General features: G+C 60.2%; 15 protein-coding genes. 8 read left to right on the top strand and 7 right to left on the bottom strand.

Annotation, left to right across the window (positions count from 1 at the left end):
- The first annotated feature begins 2 nt into the window (after positions 1-2).
- The 3 genes from AC1DNW_RS04565 to AC1DNW_RS04555 are packed head-to-tail and all read left to right on the top strand — an operon-like array spanning position 3 to position 7,491.
- On the top strand, positions 3-2,792 hold the full coding sequence (locus tag AC1DNW_RS04565) for a hypothetical protein (protein ID WP_477852080.1): 2,790 nt from the start codon (positions 3-5) through the stop codon (positions 2,790-2,792).
- A 2-nt stretch (positions 2,793-2,794) separates the two neighbouring features.
- Complete coding sequence (locus tag AC1DNW_RS04560) at positions 2,795-4,594, top strand: GMC family oxidoreductase (RefSeq protein ID WP_477852078.1); 1,800 nt, start codon at positions 2,795-2,797, stop codon at positions 4,592-4,594.
- A 14-nt stretch (positions 4,595-4,608) separates the two neighbouring features.
- On the top strand, positions 4,609-7,491 hold the full coding sequence (locus AC1DNW_RS04555) for a patatin-like phospholipase domain-containing protein (protein ID WP_477852077.1): 2,883 nt from the start codon (positions 4,609-4,611) through the stop codon (positions 7,489-7,491).
- A gap of 116 nt (positions 7,492-7,607) precedes the next feature.
- On the opposite strand, the gene AC1DNW_RS04550 is transcribed toward AC1DNW_RS04555, so the two are convergent.
- Together AC1DNW_RS04550 and pglB are read right to left on the bottom strand one after the other, a co-directional pair.
- The gene (locus tag AC1DNW_RS04550; RefSeq protein ID WP_477852121.1) at positions 7,608-7,841 is read right to left on the bottom strand and encodes an SH3 domain-containing protein; all 234 of its coding nucleotides are present in this window, start codon (positions 7,839-7,841) and stop codon (positions 7,608-7,610) included.
- Between the two features lie 155 nt (positions 7,842-7,996).
- A complete protein-coding gene (gene pglB / locus AC1DNW_RS04545; protein WP_477852075.1) occupies positions 7,997-9,307 on the bottom strand; it encodes a polygalacturonase PglB in 1,311 nt (436 codons plus the stop codon).
- A gap of 214 nt (positions 9,308-9,521) precedes the next feature.
- On the opposite strand from pglB, the gene AC1DNW_RS04540 reads away from it, so the two are divergent.
- Genes AC1DNW_RS04540 through AC1DNW_RS04530 form a run of 3 tightly spaced genes read left to right on the top strand, consistent with a single transcriptional unit; the run spans position 9,522 to position 12,528 of the window.
- Entirely contained in the window at positions 9,522-10,763 is a 1,242-nt protein-coding gene (locus AC1DNW_RS04540; protein WP_477852073.1) for an ABC transporter substrate-binding protein, read from the top strand.
- Entirely contained in the window at positions 10,760-11,713 is a 954-nt protein-coding gene (locus AC1DNW_RS04535; RefSeq protein WP_477852072.1) for a carbohydrate ABC transporter permease, read from the top strand. The genes AC1DNW_RS04540 and AC1DNW_RS04535 overlap by 4 nt, the downstream gene beginning before the upstream one ends.
- Entirely contained in the window at positions 11,710-12,528 is an 819-nt protein-coding gene (locus AC1DNW_RS04530; protein ID WP_113298679.1) for a carbohydrate ABC transporter permease, read from the top strand. The genes AC1DNW_RS04535 and AC1DNW_RS04530 overlap by 4 nt, the downstream gene beginning before the upstream one ends.
- A 107-nt stretch (positions 12,529-12,635) precedes the next feature.
- On the opposite strand, the gene AC1DNW_RS04525 is transcribed toward AC1DNW_RS04530, so the two are convergent.
- Positions 12,636-14,378, bottom strand: coding sequence for a GH116 family glycosyl hydrolase (locus AC1DNW_RS04525; protein ID WP_477852071.1), 1,743 nt, complete (start codon positions 14,376-14,378; stop codon positions 12,636-12,638).
- Entirely contained in the window at positions 14,375-15,592 is a 1,218-nt protein-coding gene (locus tag AC1DNW_RS04520; protein ID WP_477852070.1) for an ROK family protein, read from the bottom strand. Before AC1DNW_RS04520 ends, AC1DNW_RS04525 begins: the two co-directional genes overlap by 4 nt.
- On the opposite strand from AC1DNW_RS04520, the gene AC1DNW_RS04515 reads away from it, so the two are divergent.
- Positions 15,591-16,736: an ROK family protein gene (locus tag AC1DNW_RS04515; RefSeq protein ID WP_477852069.1), complete on the top strand. Its 1,146-nt coding sequence runs from the start codon at positions 15,591-15,593 to the stop codon at positions 16,734-16,736. The two genes, AC1DNW_RS04520 and AC1DNW_RS04515, sit on opposite strands and share 2 nt — an antisense overlap.
- 150 nt (positions 16,737-16,886) lie before the next feature.
- The gene (locus AC1DNW_RS04510) at positions 16,887-18,092 is read left to right on the top strand and encodes an ABC transporter ATP-binding protein (RefSeq protein ID WP_477852068.1); all 1,206 of its coding nucleotides are present in this window, start codon (positions 16,887-16,889) and stop codon (positions 18,090-18,092) included.
- 355 nt (positions 18,093-18,447) lie between these two features.
- Here AC1DNW_RS04510 and AC1DNW_RS04505 read toward each other — a convergent pair whose 3' ends face one another.
- The 3 genes from AC1DNW_RS04505 to AC1DNW_RS04495 are packed head-to-tail and all read right to left on the bottom strand — an operon-like array spanning position 18,448 to position 21,265.
- Positions 18,448-19,209, bottom strand: coding sequence for an ABC transporter ATP-binding protein (locus tag AC1DNW_RS04505; RefSeq protein ID WP_113508131.1), 762 nt, complete (start codon positions 19,207-19,209; stop codon positions 18,448-18,450).
- Positions 19,206-20,246: a FecCD family ABC transporter permease gene (locus tag AC1DNW_RS04500; protein ID WP_477852066.1), complete on the bottom strand. Its 1,041-nt coding sequence runs from the start codon at positions 20,244-20,246 to the stop codon at positions 19,206-19,208. Before AC1DNW_RS04500 ends, AC1DNW_RS04505 begins: the two co-directional genes overlap by 4 nt.
- Positions 20,243-21,265, bottom strand: a complete 1,023-nt coding sequence (locus tag AC1DNW_RS04495; RefSeq protein WP_477852064.1) for an ABC transporter substrate-binding protein — start codon at positions 21,263-21,265, stop codon at positions 20,243-20,245. The genes AC1DNW_RS04500 and AC1DNW_RS04495 overlap by 4 nt, the downstream gene beginning before the upstream one ends.
- Between the last annotated feature and the right edge of the window lie 175 nt (positions 21,266-21,440).

Raw genomic sequence — 21,440 nt, 5'->3', positions numbered from 1 at the left:
CGATGGCAAACGTCAGACAGCGCATCGTGCGGTTTCTCGCCTGGACGGCAGCAGCCGTCGTCACCCTCGCGGTCGTCGCCATTGCTGCGGTTGCGCTCATCGTCTGGTGGCTGATCGAACCGGATTCCAGCCAGTTCGGCCATGTCGAAGATGAGGCGAAGACAGCGCATCGCACTGTCGCGGAATTTCCCGGGGCGGGCGAGCCGTACTTCGCGGCAATGGACAAGGGCCTTCTGCTGTCGCCGGCAGCCGGCGCCGATTATCCCGCCGAGATCAAGGAGGTCGCCGCCGCCACCGGGCTCGATCCGGAAGCCGTCCGCCAGGCGGCGATCCGCGGGCAGAATGCCTGGATCGTCTGGACCGGCGGCAACGACCGCTTTTGGGATTTCGCCGCCCGCTCGACGATCGGCTCCTTCGATCTGCTGAAGACCATCTCGTCCCATCCGACGATGGCCTATGGCCGCGACAACCGCTTCCGTTATCTCGGACTGGTCAACGAACCCTGCTACAATACCCCTGAGAGAGCGGATCCCGATCATTGGGGGCTGTGGCTCGATCAGCGCAAGAAAGACTGCGCTGCCGACAGTTTCGGCGGCAATGCCGAGGCGGACACCCGCTATCCCGGCGTGCAGATCGGCTCGCGCGGCACAACGGTCAAGGTGAAGGGCGAAGAGAAGAAGATCCCGGTCGGCTCCTACTACGGCGAGCCGACGGGCGTGATGGGCCTGCGCCTCTTCCCCAATCCCGATTTCGACAGCAAGGCCGCCGAACATTGGGATCCGCTGCGCTACTACACCGATCCTTCATATTACAACGACAAGGATCTCGTGCGACCCTATCGTGTCGGCATGTCCTGCGCCTTCTGCCATGTTGGTCCCAATCCGATCAATTCGCCGAAGAACGTCGAGAGCCCGGAATTCTCTGAAATCTCCTCCAATCCCGGCGCCCAGTATTTCTGGGTCGACCGCATCTTCTTCTGGAATACCAAACCGCGCGCGGCGGCGGGGGAACCAGCTGAGAACGAGAGGAATTTCCTCTTCCAGTTGTTCCATACGAACCCGCCGGGCTCCCTCGATACCTCGCTGGTGTCGAGCGATTACATGAATAACCCCCGCACGATGAATGCTGTCTACGACGTCCTGGAGCGATTGCGCATCGGGGCGAAGACGGGCAAGGAAATCATCAAGGGAGACGAGAAGGACAACAAGCAGGCGCAAGACTATCCGCAAACCGCAGCCTTCGGTTCCCTCTACGACAAGGCAACGGGCACCGTCGCCTCGATGCGCGTCCTGAAGGACGGTGCCGATTCCGTCGGCACGCTCGGCGCCCTCAATCGCGTCTATCTCAATATCGGCCTCTTCAGCGAAGAATGGCTCCTGCATTTTCGCCCCTTCCTCGGCGGGCAGAAGATCTCGCCGATCCGCATCGCCGACGCCCAGAAGAACTCGGTCTACTGGCAGGCGACCGAAGCAATGACGCCTGATATGGCGATATTCTTCCTGGTCGCCGCCCGAGCCGATCACCTGAAGGACACGCCGGTCGGAGAAAAAGTGCTCGAAGCGCGTGATCCGGCCGAGGTCGAGCGCGGGAAGATCGTCTTTGCCGAAAATTGCGCAGCCTGCCATTCGAGCAAGCAGCCGGTGCCGACGCCCGACCTCGGCGTCGATCAGGGCATATGTGCCAGCGGCGGATCCGGCCCGCATTATCGCGAATGCTGGGACCGCTATTGGGCTTGGGCGCAGTCGGATGCCTTCAAGCGCGGCATGGTCAAGCTCGTCACCGAAAAGGATGCGGACGGAAAGGATTTCCTCGACGGCAATTACCTCTCGACCGAACGGCGCGTGCCGATGGATGTCGTGCGCACCAATGCCTGCAGTGCGATCGCGACCAACGGACTTTCGGGTGATATCTGGGATAATTTCACCTCCTCCACCTACAAGTCGCTGCCGCCGCCGCATGAGGTTACGGTCAATCATCCGGTTTCGGGCGCGGCAACGCCGCTGCAGGCGGCTGGCAACGGGCGCGGCTATCTGAGGCCGCCCTCGCTGGTCAGCCTCTGGTCGACCGCACCCTTCCTGCTCAACAATTCGGTCGGCCACGAGGACAGCTATTACGGCACCGACTACTATAATCAGGACCATGCCGGCGGCTACGGCACCGGTCGCGGCACCGCCTGCCCGGCGGCGGATGCCGGCGATCCCTATCTGCCCTGCGTCGAAAACAGGCTGGGGGTCTTCGACCGGTCGATCCGCCAGATGCTTTCGCCGCAGACGCGCCGCATGGACAAGGTGACTGAAGCGCCGGTGCCGGGCTATATCTACCGCACCAGCGCTCCCTCCTGCCTCATCGTGCCGGCGGGCTTCGTGCCCGACAAGGTGCGGCCCTTCACCGGCGTGCTGAACAAGGTCGCCGGCTGGGCCTTCAAGAAGGACGGTTCGATAACCATCGGCCCGTTCCCGGCCGGCTTCCCGGTCAATGCGCTGACCAATACCGAGCTGCTGCCGGACAATGACGAGGAGGACAAGTTTGCCAATTACAAGCGTCTGATCGCTAACGGTCCGGCGCTGATCGGCGCCTTCGCCGAGCTCGGCGGGCAATGCACGCCGGAGGAGCTTGCCGATCCCGCCGTGCTCGCCAATGCCGAGAAGGTGGTGCGCGACACCAAGCTCATCGACCGCCTGGTGGGCTTGAGCAAATGCCCTGACTATGTGGTCAATGGCGGGCATGCATTCGGCGCCGATCTGCCGCAGCCGGACAAGAATGCTCTGATCTCCTATCTGAAGCAGTTCTGACGATGTCCGGCCGGCCGACCCAAGATTATATCGTCATCGGCAGCGGGGCAGGCGGTGCCGTCCTCGCTGCACGGCTTGCCGAAGAGGGCCGGTCGGTGCTCGTCATCGAAGCCGGCGGCGATCCTCTGGCGAAGACGGACGACAGCTCCGACATGCCGCTTGCCGATGCCTGTCGCGTGCCGGCCTTTCATGCCTTTGCCTCGGAACATCCCGGCATGGCTGAGAACCATTGGGTGCGCCACTACGAAAATCAGGAGATGCAGGAGCGCGACTGGCGCTACTCCAAGGAAAAGGACGGCGTGCTTTATCCGCGTGTGCGCGGGCTCGGCGGCTGCACTGCCCATCATGCGATGATCATCGTCCGGCCCAATCATTGCGACTGGAACCACATCTTTGCGATCACCGGCGACGAAAGCTGGAAGGCCTCGCATATGCAGGGTTATTTCGAGCGTATCGAGCGCTGCCGATACCGCTTCTTCCTGTGGCGATGGCTTGCCGCCGCAACGGGTCTCAACCCGACGGGCCACGGATGGTGGGGGTGGATGACGACGGAACGAGCGCTGCCGCTGCGGGCCTTGCGCGACTGGCCGCTGTGGCGGGCGCTCTTGCGCTGCGTCGGTGCGGCCGCCGATGCCTTCGGCAAGCGGGGGTCCGATTGGGAGACGACCGAGATCGACCCGAACGATAACCGGAACTGGAACGTCGGCGCCTGTGGCGTGCGCGTCACCCCGCTTGCAACGCGCCGCCACACAAGGCACGGGCCGCGCGAGCGGCTGCTCGATGTGATGAAGCGACACCCCGACCGCCTGACACTCCGCCTGAACACCACGGTCACGCGCATCGAATTTGACGGCAAGCGGGCGGTGGCAATTCGCTGCGTTGATGGGGACGGGCGCGAGGAGGTCCTTCGGGCCGGCCGCGAGATCATCCTGTCAGGCGGCGCCTTTGCCTCGCCCCAACTTCTGATGCTCTCTGGCATCGGCGATCCCGGCCATCTCAACGAACACAAGATTTCCGTCGTCGAGGCGCTTCCGGGTGTCGGGCGAAACCTGCAGGACCGTTACGAAGTCGGCGTTGTCAGCCGGGTGAACAAGCCCTGGTCGGCGCTGAAGGGCGTCACCTATACGACCCGCGACGCCCATTACCGACGGTGGCGCAGATTTCGTATCGGCAACTATACGAGCAACGGCGTCATGTTTTCCCTGACACTGAAATCCCGCGACACGCTGAGCGCACCGGACCTGCATTGCTTCTCGCTGCTTGCCGATTTCCGCGGCTATTATCCTGACTATTCCGAGCGCATCCGGAAGTCGGATTACATGACCTGGGCGATCCTCAAGGCCTATACCGAAAATCAGGGCGGAACGGTGCGGCTGAGAAGTGCCGATCCCGCGGCCCTGCCTGCTGTCGTATTTCATTCCTTCTTCGAGGGAACCGGCAATTACGACCTCGACCTCGATGCCGTCGTCCATGCCATCCGCTTTGTCAGGAAGGTCAACGATGCGATGGACGATCTCATCGCAAGCGAAGAAGAGCCTGGCCGGCAGCACGAGAGTGACGAGGCGCTTCGCAGCTATGTCGCAGAAAACGCCTGGGGCCATCATGCCTGCGGCACCTGCGCCATCGGCCCCCGCGACAAAGGGGGCGTGATCGACAGCAGATTCAGGGTGCACGGCGTCGAAGGCCTGCGCGTGGTCGATGCTTCCGTCTTCCCGCGGATCCCCGGCTATTTTCTGGCCACGGCCGTCTACATGATCGCCGAGAAGGCGGCCGATGTCATTCTCTCCGAGCGATATTCGTGACTGGAACCACGCCGATGGATGAACAAGAGAGCAAGCCGGAATCCAGTGCATACAACTGGCTGGGCGAACGAGTGAGGGCTTTCGTTCGCTTGTGGCGACGGTTCGATGCCTGGCTCAATCAGCCGTTGCCAGCGGGGCGCCGCCTCGCCTGGCGATGGCTGGCGCCGGACGGCTATGCCTGGTTCGTTCCCGTACTTGCCGGCGTTCTTGTGCTCGCGATGGCGCTTGGTCCGACGATCGAGATGCGTTGGGGCAATCTCGGGCTGCTTGCCATCGGCTTCCTGTCTCTCTTTGCATTGAATCTGGCTTGCGCCCGACATCCGGTGTTTAACCAGTATCTGCTTGCCGGGCAGCTCGTCATCCTTGTCACAGTGGCCGTACTCGTCATTGTCAGTTCGCATCCGGAGGCCTATGGCACGATGACGGTGCGGCCGCGCCTGCATATCGGTGTCGCGATTGCCTTTGCGCTGATCATTGCCCTGAGCATTGCCTGGTTGATCTCGTTGACCTTATTCCGCGCCAACGCGGGAGGTGGTCTCGCTGACAGTCTTGCAAGGGTGGAGCTTTTCCTGCCGAAGAACCGTTACGATTTCATGGGACGTGGTCCGCTTGCCGCTCTGGCATCAGCCTTCACCATTGCTCCAATCCGCTATCCCATCGAGATCCTTCTGCCTGGATCACTGCTGACATTGTTCGTGCCGGACCATTATCTCTGGTACGCCTTCTTCCTGACGGCGATTGCCTGCTGGTTCGCGATTTTTCTGGGCATCCTCTTCGAGCGATTGATGGAGATCCTGCTGACCAACGGGCGCCTTTTCTTCATAGGTCCGCAACGGGCCATCAGCGTCCTGGTCATCATCGTCGCGGTCCTTCGCCTCGCGGACGTTCACTACATCACCTATCTCTTCAACGCCGGCTCTGGAGGCTACGGTAACACGACGATCATGCGCTATATCGCGCTCGCCTATGCGCTTGCCTGGTATTACGCCTTCTGGTGCGACCACTTCGTTGCGCGCCGGGTCATCCGCCTGATGGACAAGGACTGGCGCGCCATTACCCCGGTCGAGATCGACTATGACTATGAAGGGCCCGAGACCCTGAGCACGGTGCGGAACCGTGGTCGCAAAATCGCGCTGCATGGCGCCGGACGACTGAAGATCGAAGGCCTCTATGAGGATCGGTACGAGAAGCAGACGAAAGCCACATCCAACAGGGCGATTCAGTTCATGACGCCTGCGGAAGTTCTCACGCAATTTCGCACCCAGCTGGAACGTCTGCCCGCGGATCAGGCCCCGGCCGGCGATCTGCTGGCGAGCCTGCGCAATTTCCAGCGGTCGACGCTCGTCTATCCCGTGCTTGTCGGCGCCCTGGCTTATGGTCTTCTGGGTGGCCCCCTTTACTTCACCTTCAAACGGGCGGTGCAGCCTGCGGAACTGGCGATCCGCTCCGACAGGCACGTAAGCAAGCAGCCGGCAGCTCTGTTGTTTGAAAGCGGCCAACCGAACGGCAGCTGCAATCCGCTCTTGCCCACCACGCCGAGAATTGCCCTTGTCGCTTCCGGCGGCGGCACGCGTGCGGCGATCTATACCGCCTCGCTTCTGCGCGGCCTTGCCGAGCACGACCAGATCTGCAACGTCGTGCTGGTCAGCGGCGTGTCAGGTGGCAGTGCTGCGCTTGGCTATTTTGCGCTCCACGAGCAGGAACTGCGGCGACCGCTTGCAAACATGGACAAGGACGCTTGGAACGATTTTTCGCAGGCCATGGCGTTGCCTTTCATCGAATATGCCATCGACGGCGCAAGCGATATGCGCATCGCCCTTGGACGCTGGCACTGGGCTCAGTCGACCTGCGATGAAGCCAAGATGCCGGACCAAAGTGTCCAAGGCTGGATGCCTGCACGGTCGCGACTGGGTGCCATTCTCGCTGAATCCTTCGTCTGCCATATGGGGGCGGCGACGATGGAGGAGCCGTCTTTCGGCCTCATGCTCAATACGGCGATCGTCGGATCTTTTCCCGACCCGCGCCGTCCGTGCAAGGAGGGGGTGGGACTGTCCCTCGCCAGGGGAGCAACGGCATGCCGAGACTTTCTCGATGCGGCCGGGGCGGGTGGCCGGCTGGTGCTGACCAATCTTGCAGCGCCTGCATCGTTGGTATCGGATGGTTCACTGCGCATGCAGATCGTTACGCTCGACAATGCTGATATATCGATCGCGCGTGCGGCGGCATTGAGTGCCAACTTTCCGCCGGTGTTTCCGGACGCTGCAATCGATGTTGAAGCTCCGGGCCAACCGCAAACCCGATATTGGGTTACTGATGGTGGAGCCGTCGAGAACCGCGGCGCCATGACACTCTACTATGCCATCCGAGGCGCGCTTCAAACCTCCCTGCAGCCATCGCAGACATTGCCGCCCTTGCATGTCGTCATCGCCGATGTTTCGGCTTCGGCCGGTCGCTACAGCGAGAGCTTCGGGTTTGGTTCGGTTCTCGGCGCCGGCGGCCAACTGGGCCTGGGTCTCGAGACGGAACTCCGCTCGGCAATCGAGAAACTGTATTGCGACCATCAGTCCGAGGCCAACATACACGAGATCGCCATGCCACCTGTTTTCCGGGACGGGGGGATCGGGACGCACTGGCTTCTTCCCAATTCGCTATCGTTCGCCAATCCGTCCAACCAGTCAGAAACCAGCGTCCTCTCTGCTAAGGACGTAGAAACGCTCGTTCTGACGCTACACAACGAAATAACAGAGGCATACCAGGACGAGGTCGCGGCCGAGAGGGTCAAGGTTTGGGCTCGAGACGACAACGTTTCGAAGCATGATGCAAACTGGAAATCGCTGCTCGCCGCCCTTGCGGCAACTCAAAGCGGACAAGGTTGCGAAACATTCAAAGAGAAATGAAGGAAGAACAGAAGGTCAAGCGGCCCAAGCCGGCGGGTATGCGACCCGTTGGGTCGCGACACCAAACTGCCAACGACAGGCTTTCGAGCTGAAACACGTGTTGTGTCGTCGGATCGCTATCGACCCAGGCAGACATATCCGCGGGCGCCATGGAAGCATACGCTGCCGCGCCCTCCGCCGGGGATACCCGAAACGCGATCGAGGAACCGGGAGTTGACCCAGCCGTTGCGCGAATGCCGTGATTGTATGTGGCACCGCCTGCGCGCCGACGAGCAGCGGGTTACGTTCACCCTGTCTCCTTTGCGCACCTGGCCGACCGCACGATAGGAGGTGCCGGGTCCCGATCGCACCTGAGTGGCCGCACTCACGCGGGCGGTGGCGGCTTCGGCGGGAGGGGCTCCGGTCAAGGCGACGACCCCTGCGAGGAAGCCGGTTGCAGCTAACTGAACTATATTCACAGTTGTCTCCCTCGCCACACATCCGGCGCGATATCAGGCGTTCTGCCTCACGCGTCACCGCCAAGGATGACGCGCTCGTGCGCATTCCAGCCCCGAGGAAGAGGGACCGGTCTATTCGTCGCCACGTTCTCGATAACCAAGCCGGACACATTGTGCGCAAAGAACCCCGGCATGCCTCCCGGGTAGTCGACCAGGCCGATGATCTTTCCGTCTGTCCCTCGGAGCCAGGCATTGCCGCGCCCCTCGACGTCCTTGGGCGGGGAGAGGTCGATGCTGGTGGGACGCAGGTCATATTGCTGGGCAGTTCCCAGCGGGCCTTCCTGCATCGTCAATTGAATATTGCATAGGGTGATCCCTGCAATCCCGCCACTTGCCTCTGCGAAGAGATTGATGGGGCCGTGGCAGCGGCCTCTGACGTTCTCAACGCGCACATTGCTGACGGCCCCAGCCGGCAGTTCGGGCCGGCGATCGAGTTGCGTAATCGTCAGCGGCTCACCCGAGCCCCAGAAACCATCGGGGGTTTCGTGGCAGTCAATCTCTATATCCGAGAAGACAATGCTATCGATCGTTCCGCCATCACGCGAAAAAATGCCGAGGCCGCGGTTCGAATCCTGGATTCTGCAATGAACGAAACGAACGTCGCGGATGTCGCCGAAACTTTCCGTGCCGATCTTCAATGCGCAACTGTTGCTCTCGACAACGCAATCCGAGACACTGATCTTCTCGCAGCGTCCGATGCCCTTTTCGCTCCGACTGGTCTTGAGGCAGATGCCGTCATCAGCCGTGTTGATGACGACCTGACTCACGGCAACGTTCACGCAGCTATCTATGACAATCCCATCCGTATTCGGGAGCTGTCGATTGTTGAACACCTTCATGCTGTTGACGATCACATCGCGGCAGCGGACGAGGTGGACCGTCCACATCGGGGAATCCTCGATGACGAAGCCTTCGAGCCTGACATTGCTGCAGTCTTCGAGCACCAGAACCCTCGGGCGCTTTTCGCTCGGCGTGTAGGTGCCGACTGTCTCATCGAAGCCGGTGTTGAAAGCGCCACCTGAGGCAACGATCGTACCGTTGCCCAATATCGCGACATCATGGGCGCCATGCGCCACAATGTAGGCACGGTCCGATCCCTCGGCGATCACACTCACTGAATTTTCGGCGTAAAGCTCGTAGTCGGCAATGAACTCGAGTGTCGCGCCCACCTCAAACGACAGGGTTATGCCGCTGCCAAGACGGATTGGTCCCGTGAGGTGCCGCCCGCTTCGCAACAGAAGAGTTCCCCCACCGACGGCGGTCAGCCTGTCGATGAGTTGCTGCAGATCAGCGCCATTTGCTTCGACGGAAATATCCATTGGGTCTCCTCTCGCTTTCGGAACAACTAAGCTGTCGCAATTTATTCGTCAACAGGACGAACTAAATGGGCGCGCTCGATGTTGTTGTATTGACACCGCCGAAAACTCGTATTTAATTCGTCATGGTTACGAACAAAAGAATGATCTGAAGGGAGTGGATACAGATCGATCGTTTGCAGAGTTTCTAGGAATGAGGAGCCAAAAGGGGAACCATATGAAACCGCTCAAGACATTGATGATGACTGCGACTGCCATGGCGATGACGATTTCGCTTGCGGCGGCATCAGAGCTAAAGCTCGTCTGGTACGTGGACAACGATCAGGAAGAGGCGAACACACGCGCCCTGCTCGATCAGTACACGAAACAGCATCCAGACACGACCTTCGACCTTGAAATCACGCCGTATGACGGCATGGTTCAGAAATTCCAGCAGTATGCGGCCTCCGGCATTATGCCGGATTTATCGCTCACGTCTTCAATGGAGCCGGTCATTCGTCCGTTCCTCGTCGATCTCAACAAAGAGATCGGCCCCGAATGGATCAATGATTTCGTCAAGGGCTGGGGGGATGGTGCCAGACTCGGCGACAAGGTCATCGCCGCACCGCTCCGAGTGACCTCGACCGGCATCTTTCTGAACGCCGATGCCTTCAAGAAGGCCGGCGTTGCTATTCCGGATGAGGCGACCGGCTGGACCTGGGATGAATTCGTTCCGAAGATCAAGGAAGTCGCCGAAAAGTCCGGCACCCGCTATCCGCTGGTTTGGGACGTTTCGGCAAGCCGCTGGATCGTTCACGAGTATCAATACGGCAACCACATCTACAGCGAGAAAGAGCCTGTAAAGGTCATTATGGACGAGGCGGCGTGGACGACCGCGCTCGACAAGTTCGTCGACATCACCAAGGCTGCCATGCCGCCCGGCCTGTGGTCCGGTGCAAGCTCGGACAACCCGAAGGAGCTTTTCACCGCCGGTCAGGCTGTAGCCTATATGTCGGGAAGCTGGCAGATCGCCGGATTGGCGGAGAATGCACATTTTGCATGGCAGGCAGGGCCGACACCGCGCGGCACCGTGGCCTCGTCGATCTATGGCGGTGACTATATCGTCGCCTTCAATACTAGCCAGCATCTTCCGGAAGCTCTTGAATTCATAAAGTGGATCACCTCTCCTGAAATTCAGGCGCAGTACGCCAAGACCTTCGGCATGATACCAGCAAATCTGAAAGCACCGGCTGTCAAATACGACAATCCGGCAGCGACCGAAGCGATCAAGGCAATGCAGAACGAGCTGAACGCCAGCCCGGCTTATGCGGCGACCGACCAGGCTTGGCCACAGATGCAAGCGGTCTGGGGCACCGTAAAGACGGCTGTCACCCAGGCCGTCGCCGGACAGATCTCCTCGGCGGAGGCCATTTCACAGATCAAGAAGGCGGCCGACGCCTCACTTGAGGCTAGCAAGTGACTGCGGTCATAATCGAAAAAGGCAGTTCGGCGCTGGGTCCCCACCCAGTGCCGAAGGGCCGTCGGGTCGGCTTGGCAAACCTCGGTTGGCCTTATTTGCTCATGCTGCCGACGATGGCGCTGCTCATCACTTTTACGCTCTATCCGCTGGTCCAGGGCCTGCTCATGGCCTTTTTCAAGCGCGGTGTGGTGGTCGTTCCGCAGGTGCCAAACACCCTGCCTCAGTATGTCGGTCTGGAAAACTTCATTGGCCTCCTGAGCAATGCCGATTTCCAGAATTCGCTGCTTAAGACGGTCCTCTTCGTTGTTATCGCGGTTCCGCTGAACATCGCCGTGTCGTTGGCACTGGCTCTTTTGCTGGCGCCACAGACCAAACTGTTTGCCGTCGTGCGCACCGTCGTCTTCTTTCCGTCGATGATCAGCCTGCTGATTATCGGCGTTGCCTGGAGGTGGCTCTTCGGCCTCAATAATGGCCTCGTCAATTACCTGCTTTCGCTGATTGGCATCGCTCCGATCCCATGGCTGGAACAGGACACGATGGCTCAAGTGGCGATGGTCATTGCCTGGGTATGGGCGCAAGCCGGCTTCAACATGATGATTTTCATCGCAGGCCTGACCGCAATTTCCACTGACTACTACGAGGCCGCGTCAATCGACGGCACCAGCAAGTGGCGGCAATTCACCCATATCACCTTACCGCTCCTCAAGCCCACGATGGCGGTCGTTCTGGTCCTGTCCTCGATCGAGGCCTTCAAAGTCTACGAACTCGTCGTGTCCTTGACCGGCGGCGGTCCAGGCAAGGCGACGGTTTACCTTATTCAGACGATTTATGACACAGCGTTCCAGCAGCCGATGCAGGCCGGCGTCGCTGCCGCTCAATCGACGGTTCTGTTCATCATCCTCCTGCTTCTGACCGTCTTCCAGCTGCGTATGTCGCGGGGTGAAAAATGACGCGGATCTACTCTCCCTGGCGCCTGGCCTTCGTCGCACTGACCCTCTTTGTCTTTCTTATGCCGCCGGTATGGCTCTTTCTCTCGTCGCTGAAATCACAGCAGGAGATTTTCCAGTGGCCGCCGTCCATTTTTCCGGTGCAGCCGACGCTTCAGAACTTCATTGATACCGTATCGCGCGCGAAGTTCCTGATCTTCTTCCGTAACTCGGCCATCGTATCCGTACTCTCGGCGCTTCTTTCCGTCACGATCAGCGTCATGGCCGGTTATGCCCTGGCGAAATTCAGGTTCAAGGGCGATACGCTCTTCTTCCTGCTCATCATGTCGTCGCTCATGGTGCCGCTGCAGATCGTCATGATCCCCGTCTTTCTGGTCCTGCGCGATCTCCATCTTCTCGATACGCTCGCAGGTATCATCATCGCGCCGGCAGCGACGCCCACCGGTGTCTTCCTGATGCGGCAATACATCACCAACATTCCCGACAGCCTTCTTGAGGCAGCACGCCTCGACGGGACGCCGGAATGGCGCATACTCTGGCGGATCATCGTGCCGCTTGCCATACCGGCGATCGGTACACTGCTGGCCTTCAATCTCGTATGGCGCTGGAACGACTATCTCTGGCCGTTTCTGATCATCAGCGATCAGGATAAATGGACTGTCCAGGTCGCGCTTGCAAATACTGTAGGGCGCTTTGGCATCAACTGGCCACGGCTTTTGTCCATGTCGGTGCTTTCCGTGCTGCCGGTCCTTGTAATGTTCGCCGCTCTGCAACGTATGTTGATGAACGGTTTGATGGCAGGCGCGACGAAGGAATAGGGCAGGGCCCTGGATTGAACTGAAAAAGCCGCCTTTGAGGCGGCTTTTTTGCATCGACAATTCTGCAGGTGACAAAAGGAGGCCGCATGATGGCGGTCGATGGGAGTTCAGCAGATCGTCGCCCCCAGCTTGTCCTTATAGGCAAGAGCGGCGAAGGCCGGCATACTGCTCCAACCCTGAAGCAGCGAACCGCGTCCCCAAGGTGGCGAGAAGTATTCAACCGCTCCCATCCAGCCGTTCTCGAGGCAGGTCTTCCACCAGCGCAATAGCGGGTAGTCCGCGTCGCCCAGCCCATAAGCGAGGCGCTGCTCCGCGTAGAGGCCCGACAGGTAAGGCCAGTCCGAACCATTGTGGTAGCGGTAGGCGAAGTAGGATTTTTCGCGTGTGTCCTTTGGGCGCTTGAAGGGCGGAAAGGCGCAAAGCACTCCCCAATCGCCATAGGGCTGCTCGCTGTTGTTGCGGCTTTCCAGGGTCTCCTGCATCCGGGCGAGCACCGCTCTTGCCCTCTCCGGGGCGACCGCCTGAAAGCGAAGGAGCGTGAGGCTATCCAGCGTCAGGTGATCTTCGACGAAATCCGCCTTGGTTCCGTAGTCAGCGTAGGTGCCGCTCGGTTGCAGCAGCGCCGCATCCAGCGAAGCGCGCGCATTTTTCGCCACGGCGGCCGCCTCGGAGGCGACCGATGGCTCAACCAAGCCGCCATGCTGCGCGATGACGTCGAGCGCTCCGATCCACAAGCCGAGGTCATAGGCAACGTAGCCATGACGGTAAACGTTGTCGGCCCAGTCGCGATCGTGCCGGGGCTTCATCGGCAAGCCGTTTCCTGCTTCGTCGAAGCTGCAATACCGATTGAAGATCGCCACTACCTTGTCCCAGTATTGGGAAAGGGGAGAGCTGTCACCGGTTGTCCTGACGTAGTCGCCGATCGTCAGGATAAAGAAGAGCGGGCTGTCGAAGTGATCGCTCCACCAGTCGCCAGGCCGAAGGTGCTCCTCCTTGATCCTTGGATGCGTCCGCCGCACGCTTTCCCATTCCTCGGCCTGTCCGGGTCCTGTCAGGATGACGCCGCTCGGTGCTTCTCCGTTTTGCTGCACGCCCCGTGCGAGAAGGTCTATCTGCGCGCGGACTGCCTCGGGCTCCCGGTCGAGGAGAGCCTGGAGCGTCCAATAGCCGTCACGATAGTAGGTACGGGCCGGCGCGCTATAGGCCTGGCCGGCCGCAAGGCCGGCAAAGGCGCCACGCTCGTCCTGCCGTATGCTGGAAAGCGCGGCATGCAGGCTCTGAGAGATCATGCTGCGCATCAAGGGATCCGCTTCCGGCATTGCATCACAGCGCTCTACATAGGCGTTCGCCTCGGCCATCAGTTGCGCCTGGTCGAGATCAAGAGCTGCCTGTGCTTCCTCGATCGTTGCGCCCGCGGCGACGAATATCCCATCTGACCTCTGCTCGGCGATAACGACACCCCAGCCGGTACGGGCAATGCGGCGGCTGTCCTGCCGCTCCACCGGCTCACGCTTTGCCTCGCTGCCCCACCAGGCGCAACGGCGGGCGGGAATAAAGGTCCGCAGCGTTGCGCCCTTCAAGAAGAGCGCTGGCGCCGATTGCGCCACATAGAGTCCCCCGCCATGCGCTTCCACGCGGTTCGGGGCATAGATGAACGGAGCACTCCAACCCTTGAAAGTCAGATTTGCAAGCTTGCCGGCGCCCCACAATGATAGCTCGATCTTGCCTTCCGGGTGGCAATCGCCCTGCAGGCGCGGAGCCATGAAAGGAATGAGCAAGGGTGTCGTGGAACGAAGCTGTCCATCAGCGAGCGGTGTCAGAACTTCTGGTTTCGCTTGCGGTGTGCTCATTGTACGGCCTCCTGTGGCGCTATATTCTCGATGGGTGCAAGGTCGCTCAGGCCGAGCATGAGCGCGCCCAGCATGCCGGCTTCCGGGCCGATCCCAGTTGCCTCTATCGGCGTCGCAAACGGCAGCAATACAGACACATGCCGTGCCACGGCATCGACAAATTCGGGGCGCGAGCCAATGCCGCCTCCCAGCACGATCAGGTCGGGATCAAGGAGCGCTTGCACGGAGGCGATGCCAACCGAAGCCGATTTCGCGAGCGTCTCGATAACAGCGGCCGCTTGCTCATCCCCGGCCGAAGCACGCGCGAAGATCTCGCTGACCGGCAGGGTGCCGTCGCCATAAAGGCTTCGCACTGCAGGTGAATCGACCTGGTCCTCAAAGAGGCCGGCGCGGGCTTGAGATGCGGCCTGATGGGGGTCAGCGCCCAGCGGCAGCAAGCCAAGCTCACCTGCCCGCCCATGCTGGCCACGGAAAAGCGTTCCGCCGACAACCAAGCCCATGCCGACACCGGTTCCGAAAGCCACGAATGCGAGGGAGTGCCGATCTCGCCCCTTGCCAAGTGTAGCTTCTGCGTAAGCTGCGAGGTTTACGTCGTTATCTACCACGACGCGGCAGGGCAGGGCTTTTGCGAGTAACACGGCAAGTGGCTGATCGGCTGGAATTGCCAAATGAGGGGAAAGCGATGCGAGCCCAGTGGTGGGCGATACGGCGCTTGGCACGCCGACGACAGCCCTGTGCAAAGGCCCGAGATCCCGATGCCGCTGCAGCAGCGACAAAATCATCCGTGGAATTTGCTGCAGTACGGGTGCGCCCGCACCGTGTTCGGTCGGCTCTTCGACCTTTGCCAGGATGCGCCCCTGAAGATCGGCAAGGCCCACAAGGATCTTTGTACCGCCCAGGTCGACGCCCGCGACGAGACCTTGAGATGCGCCCGCTCCATCTGCTCGATAGATGCGATCGGGCTGTCGCAAAGCTGACGCAATGGTTGAAATATTTGACAAACCCAATCCTTTGCGATATTTGTTCGGCAGGTTGACGAATTTATTATTGCCGCTCCTGTGAACTGTCAACAAGCCGTTTGAAATCGGCGGGCTTTCATGGAAAAAGCAAGCACCGGTGCAACGATGAAGACGGATCTGGCGAGATAGCTCGAATATGGCATTAACCGAAAACGCGCCTCCCGTATTGCGGCAGATCTCCGTTCGCGCTGTCATGGATGTTCTGCTTCACGCCGGCCCCACTTCGCGTGCAGAGCTTTCCAAGATTACCGGCCTTTCCAAGCAGACGATGTCCGAGGTCATTCGGACCCTGGAAGAGGGTGGGTGGGTTCGAGAAAAAGGGGTCACCAGCGGCCGCATTGGCCGCACCGCCATTACCTATGAGGTCAATGGCGACGCCGGCTACGCCATCGGTGTCGACATGGGCGCCACGACGACGCGCATCGTTCTCGGCAATATTGTGGGAAATGTCGTTGGTGAAATGGACTATCCCTCGGACCGCCGCGGTGGCTATCACTTGCTCGATCAGGTTCAAGCGATGCTTTCGAAAATGCTTGCGGATATGGGTATCGCCAGGGACCGTGTCCTCGTGACGGCAATAGCGACACCCGGCGTGGTTGATCCTGTTACCGGCGCGCTCTCCATGGCGCCAAATCTGACCGATATTGAGGGCATCGACATCGGCAGGACGCTGAGTGACAGGCTTGGCTGTCCCGTCGTGCTTGAAAACGACGTTAATGCAGCGGTTATTGGCGAGTCCTGGCAGGGATGCGCGACCGCGATCGATACCGTCGCTTTCATATCGCTGGGGACGGGTATCGGACTGGGCGTGCTGCAGGATGGCAAGCTGATGCGCGGCGCAAGCGGAGCCGCCGGTGAAATCTCTTATATCCCGTTCGGCGCGGACCCCTATGCCGAGGACAGCCTTGAACGCGGCGCCTTGGAATGCGCGATTGCGGCCCGTGGAATCAGCGAGCTCTATGCTCACTCAGGAGGCGCCAAGGATACGTCAGTCCGGGACATCTTGGCACTCGCCGAAAACAGCGACCCGATTGCTGTCGAGGTGATCGGCAAAGTATCTGATATCGCCGCGCTCCTTGTCGTTTCCGTCAATGCGATCGTCGATCCGAAGACAGTCGTCCTCGGCGGCAGTATCGGTCGCCACCCGCTGATTACAGAACGTGTCCGGCAAGGTATTGCGAAGGCAAGCCGTTGTGCCATCGATGTGAAGGCCAGTGTTCTTGGTGGGCGCGCAACGCTGCTAGGCGCGCTTGCGATTGGCCTCAACCATGTCCACAATCTGCTTTTCTCTCCCCAGACCTTGCCGGAGCAACGGCGCCTTCCGCCACCGCCGCTCTGACTGTCAAGCAGATCTCGTTGACATAGAAATTTACGTTCGTCATCTTGACGAACTAATTAGTTCCACGCAAACTGAAGCCAACTAAAGGACGGCAACCGACAGATCGGCGTGCCCGTGCGCCTCCAGATATAGCGTCAAAGGAATGGATTCATGGCCGGTCTCAAGTTGAACGATGTCAAGAAGAGCTTCGGCCATCATGCGATTCTTCATGGCGTCGATCTCGACGTAGGCGAGGGGGAATTCGTTGTGCTGGTCGGCCCTTCCGGCTGTGGCAAGTCGACATTGCTTCGCCTCGTCGCAGGCCTTGAAAGCGTAAGCGCCGGCCAGATTATCATTGGCGACAATGATGTGACGACGGCACCCCCTGGGGATCGCGGGATCGCGATGGTATTTCAGTCCTACGCGCTGTATCCCCATATGACCGTTGCCCAAAATCTTTCCTTTGGCCTCGAAAACCTCAAAATGAGTAGAGCCGAAATCGATCAGCGCGTGATGGAGGCGGCACGAATGCTTGCGATCGAGCCTCTCCTCGACCGACGGCCGAAGCAGCTCTCAGGTGGCCAGCGGCAACGTGTGGCAATCGGTCGGGCGATTGTCAGGAACCCCAAGCTGTTTCTGTTCGATGAGCCGCTATCCAACCTGGACGCCGCACTGCGCGTGCAGACACGCGGCGAGATCAGCCGCCTGCATAAAAGGCTGGGCGCGACCATGGTCTATGTGACGCATGATCAAGTCGAAGCAATGACGATGGCAGATCGTATTGTCGTCCTCAATGCAGGCCGCATCGAACAGGTCGGCACGCCATTGGAACTATTCGAGACGCCGGCCAATAGATTCGTCGCGGGCTTCATTGGCTCGCCGCAGATGAACTTTTTTGAGGGCAGTGTGCTTTCCTCCGGGCCGGGTGGCGTCGCGCTGGAGGTGCCGGGCTTCGGGCCGGTATATCTGCCGATCGAAGGCGCAGCCACGGCGGCCGGCCAGACCGTTATCCTCGGCGTGCGGCCGAACCATTTTGAACTTGCCAAGGGTGCGGCGGCAAGCAGCGTCACCGTCCGTCTAAACGTCGATTACGCGGAAAGCATTGGCACGGATACTTATGCCTACGGAAGATTGGAAGGAAGCGAGACTGCAACGATCGCGCATCTGCCGGATCACGTAGAAATCGAGGATCATTCCTCTCTGGCACTGATTGTCCAGCCTCAGCGCCTCCATCTCTTCGATTCAGAGAGCGGCGCAAATCTCAAGCGCGCAACCGGAAAAGAGAGATCCAAGGAAACCTCTTACGGTCGCAGGATTGCGTCAAATCGTGCTTCCGGGCAGATCCATGGAGATGTCGTGGCGGACCGTCACGAATAACTAGTTCTGCTTGCCACCGGCAACGCAAGCCGCCCGCTTTGGCGTGGGCGCCGAGCGTCTACGGTTTGGCCACAATGGGTGGCCGCGTTGCATTGAGGCGCGTGATTGGCTGAAAAGATCTTGCCCGTCTCTGCGCCGACACTTGTGGCAAACTGACAGCCGATCGCCCGATCCGCGACATTCTCTGCGATGAGGAGAACCGCATCTTGAGTGCGGTGATCGAGCGGGTCTGTGGGAAACAATACCGGTTCAGGGTCGAACTGAACCGACCGCACCTGGATTCACCGATGTTGGGTCCTCCCTGACCGTTCTCTTGGGAATCCCGCATCCGCTCCACCGTCGCAGCATGGCGTCCTTAAGGGAGGTAGTGGATGTGCGGCCTTGGATGATGCGGCGACGTCTCCACTCGCGCATCGACCGAAAACACATCCCGCAGAAGTTCCTGGGTCAGCACGTCTTCCGGCATGCCGGCCGCGACGATTCTGCCGCTCTGCATGACGATCAATTCGTCGCAGAACATGGCCGCGTGGTTGAGGTCGTGCATTGCGACGATGCTCGTCACCGGCAGACCGGAAACCAGCCGCATCAGCCCGATCTGATGCTGGATGTCGAGATGGTTGGTCGGTTCGTCGAGGATCAGTTCTTTCGGCGACTGCGCCAGGGCTCTTGCGATATGGGTGCGCTGCTTCTCCCCACCAGACAGGCTCTGCCAGCGTTCGTTTCGCTTGCCGGTCATGCCCGCCCGATCGAGTGCTTGCTCGACAATCTGGTCGTCGGCGAGTGTCCAGCCGGAAAACATCGACCGATGCGGAAAGCGTCCGAGCTTGACAACGTCGATAACCCTGAGATTGGCGTTGGTCGTCGCGTGCTGTTCGACGAAGGCGACGCGTTGCGCGATCGTGCGGCGTCCGATGGTCCTGATGTTCTTCCGATCGAGAGTGATCTGGCCGGCATGCGGCTGCTTCAGGCCGGCCAGAAGCCGCAGGAGAGATGTCTTGCCGGAGCCGTTCGGTCCGAGGAGGCCAAGCATCTTGCCTGACGGTGCTTCGAAGGAGACGCCATCAAGTATGGTCTTCCTGCCAATTTTCCAGACGAGGTTTTCGGTTTTGATGCTCATGATGTGCGCTGGAACCGATAGAGAATGACGGAGAAGAAAGGGACGCCGACCAGTGCCGTGACCACGCCGATCGGCAGAACCTGCTGCGGGATCAGGACGCGCGATGCGATATCGGCGAGCACCATGAAGATCGCACCGACGATGGCGCAGGCCGGAAGCAGCCGGACATGCAGCGGCCCGACGACGAAGCGTGCCGCATGCGGCACGACAAGACCGACGAAGCCGATCGAGCCGACCATGCTGACGATCGTCGCCGTCATCATTGCCGTTAGCGCAAACAGCACGATGCGGACCCTGATGACGTTGATACCGAGAGATGCGGCCGCTTCATCACCAAAGGCAAAGGCATCGAGGACCCTGGCATAGAGCAGGCAGACGACAAGCCCGAAACCGACGATGACCGAGACCAGCATGAATTCCGGCCACCGCACTCCCCCGAAGCTGCCCAGCAGCCAGAACATGACGTCACGGGCCTGTTGCGCGTTGCCTGACGTCGTGACCACGTAGGATGTGGCGGCATTGAAGAGCTGCGAAGCGGCGACGCCGGCGAGAATTGTCCGGTCAGCGCCGCCGCGTGTGCCGTTCGACAGTAGCGCTACGAAGAAGAAGGCCGCGAAGGCGCCGGCAAAAGCCCCGGCCGACAACGAGACCGCGCCTGCGCCGACACCGAGGATGACGATGGCGACCGCACCGGTGGACGCGCCGGCGGAGATACCGAGAACATAAGGCTCTGCCAACGGATTGCGCAGCAGCGACTGCATAATTGCACCCGACAGGGCCAGCCCAGCGCCGCAGAAGGCCGCAACGAGCGCGCGGCTGAGACGATAGTCCCAGATCACAGTTTCGTAGATGCGGTTGAGTTCCACCGCCGTCCATCCCAGCCTGTTGGTGACGGCGGCAAACGTCGTGGCGAGCGGGATCGGCAGATCGCCAATCCCGACACTGACGCCGACGACGAGGCCGACCGCCACGAGGGAGGCCAACAGGATGACGCCGAAAGCGGCAACATGCCGGAGGGAGCGGTTCGAGGCGGTCACTTGATCAGGCCAAGGGCCTTCAGCTGTTCGGCCACCTGTTCCGCACCATAGATCGTGCGGATTGTCGGGTTCATGGCTTGACCGTCCATGACGACGATGGCCTTGTTTTTGACGGCTGGCATTTGGCTGACGGCCGGGTCGGTGTTCAGGAAGTTGATCTTGGCCTCCGGCTTGTCGAGTTCCCAGCGATTTCGGTCGAGATTGGCAACGACGATGACATCTGGATTGACGGCGATGATGCTTTCCCAACCGAGCGTCGGCCATTCGGCTTCCGCAGTGACGGCATTCCTGCCGCCGAGCAGATCGGCGATGAAGCCGGATGCAGCGTTCTTGCCGCCGACATAGGCGTCGGCGGAAGGCGACTGGCTGGAGAACCAGAAAACATAGGAAAGCTGCTTGCCGTCCCTGGAGACGCCGGCGCGCAAATCCGCCTCGCGCTTCTTGAAATCGGCGATCAGCGCCTGGCCGCGATCGGAGACGTCAAAAATCTGCGAGAGCTCGTCGATCTCCTTGTAGAGCAGGTCCATATTCCAGAGCTGGTCGCGGCTGCCATACTCGTTCTTGACCTTTTCAGTGCTGAGGCAGGTGCTGGGTGAAACGTAGCTCGGCACGCCGACTTTGTCGAAGTCCTCGCGCTTGGCGACCTTGCTGGTCGCTCCGATCAGGCTCGGCAGCGCTGCTGCAACGAAATCCGGGTTCTGCGCCAAGATCGACTCGAATGTGGGGAACTCGACAGTCAGAAGCTTGACCTTCGCATTGGCTTCGGCCAGCTGAGGCAGAACCTTGCTCGGCCAGAATGCCGTACCGGCCATTTTATCCTCAAGGCCGAGAAGCAGCATGATCTCCGCGCTGTTCTGGCCAAGTCCGATTGCGCGCTGCGGAGCCTTTTGAATGGTGACCTTCGCACCGCAATTGTCCAGCGTCAGTGGATACCCGGTCGGCGCTGACAGTGCCGGTGTCGCGATCAGGCCGAATACGGCGACGAAAGCGGGAACCGTAAGGGACTTCAAAACGCTCATGAGAACTTCCTGTTCTTCTGGTCCCCAACAAGGGGATTTTAAGGGCGCGGGCGGTATAACCCGCTTACCAAAGGAAAAACAAGAGTATTATGGTCACCTTTTATAGCGGCAGGCTCTCGATTCCGTTCCCCAAGCGGCAGAGCTGGCCGGGCGTTGCGATCGGGTCGACAGCGAG

The organism is Rhizobium sp. 05L429 (assembly GCF_056397645.1).
The sequence above is the reverse complement of the archived record's forward strand: the minus strand, read 5'-3'. Positions and strand labels throughout refer to the sequence as shown.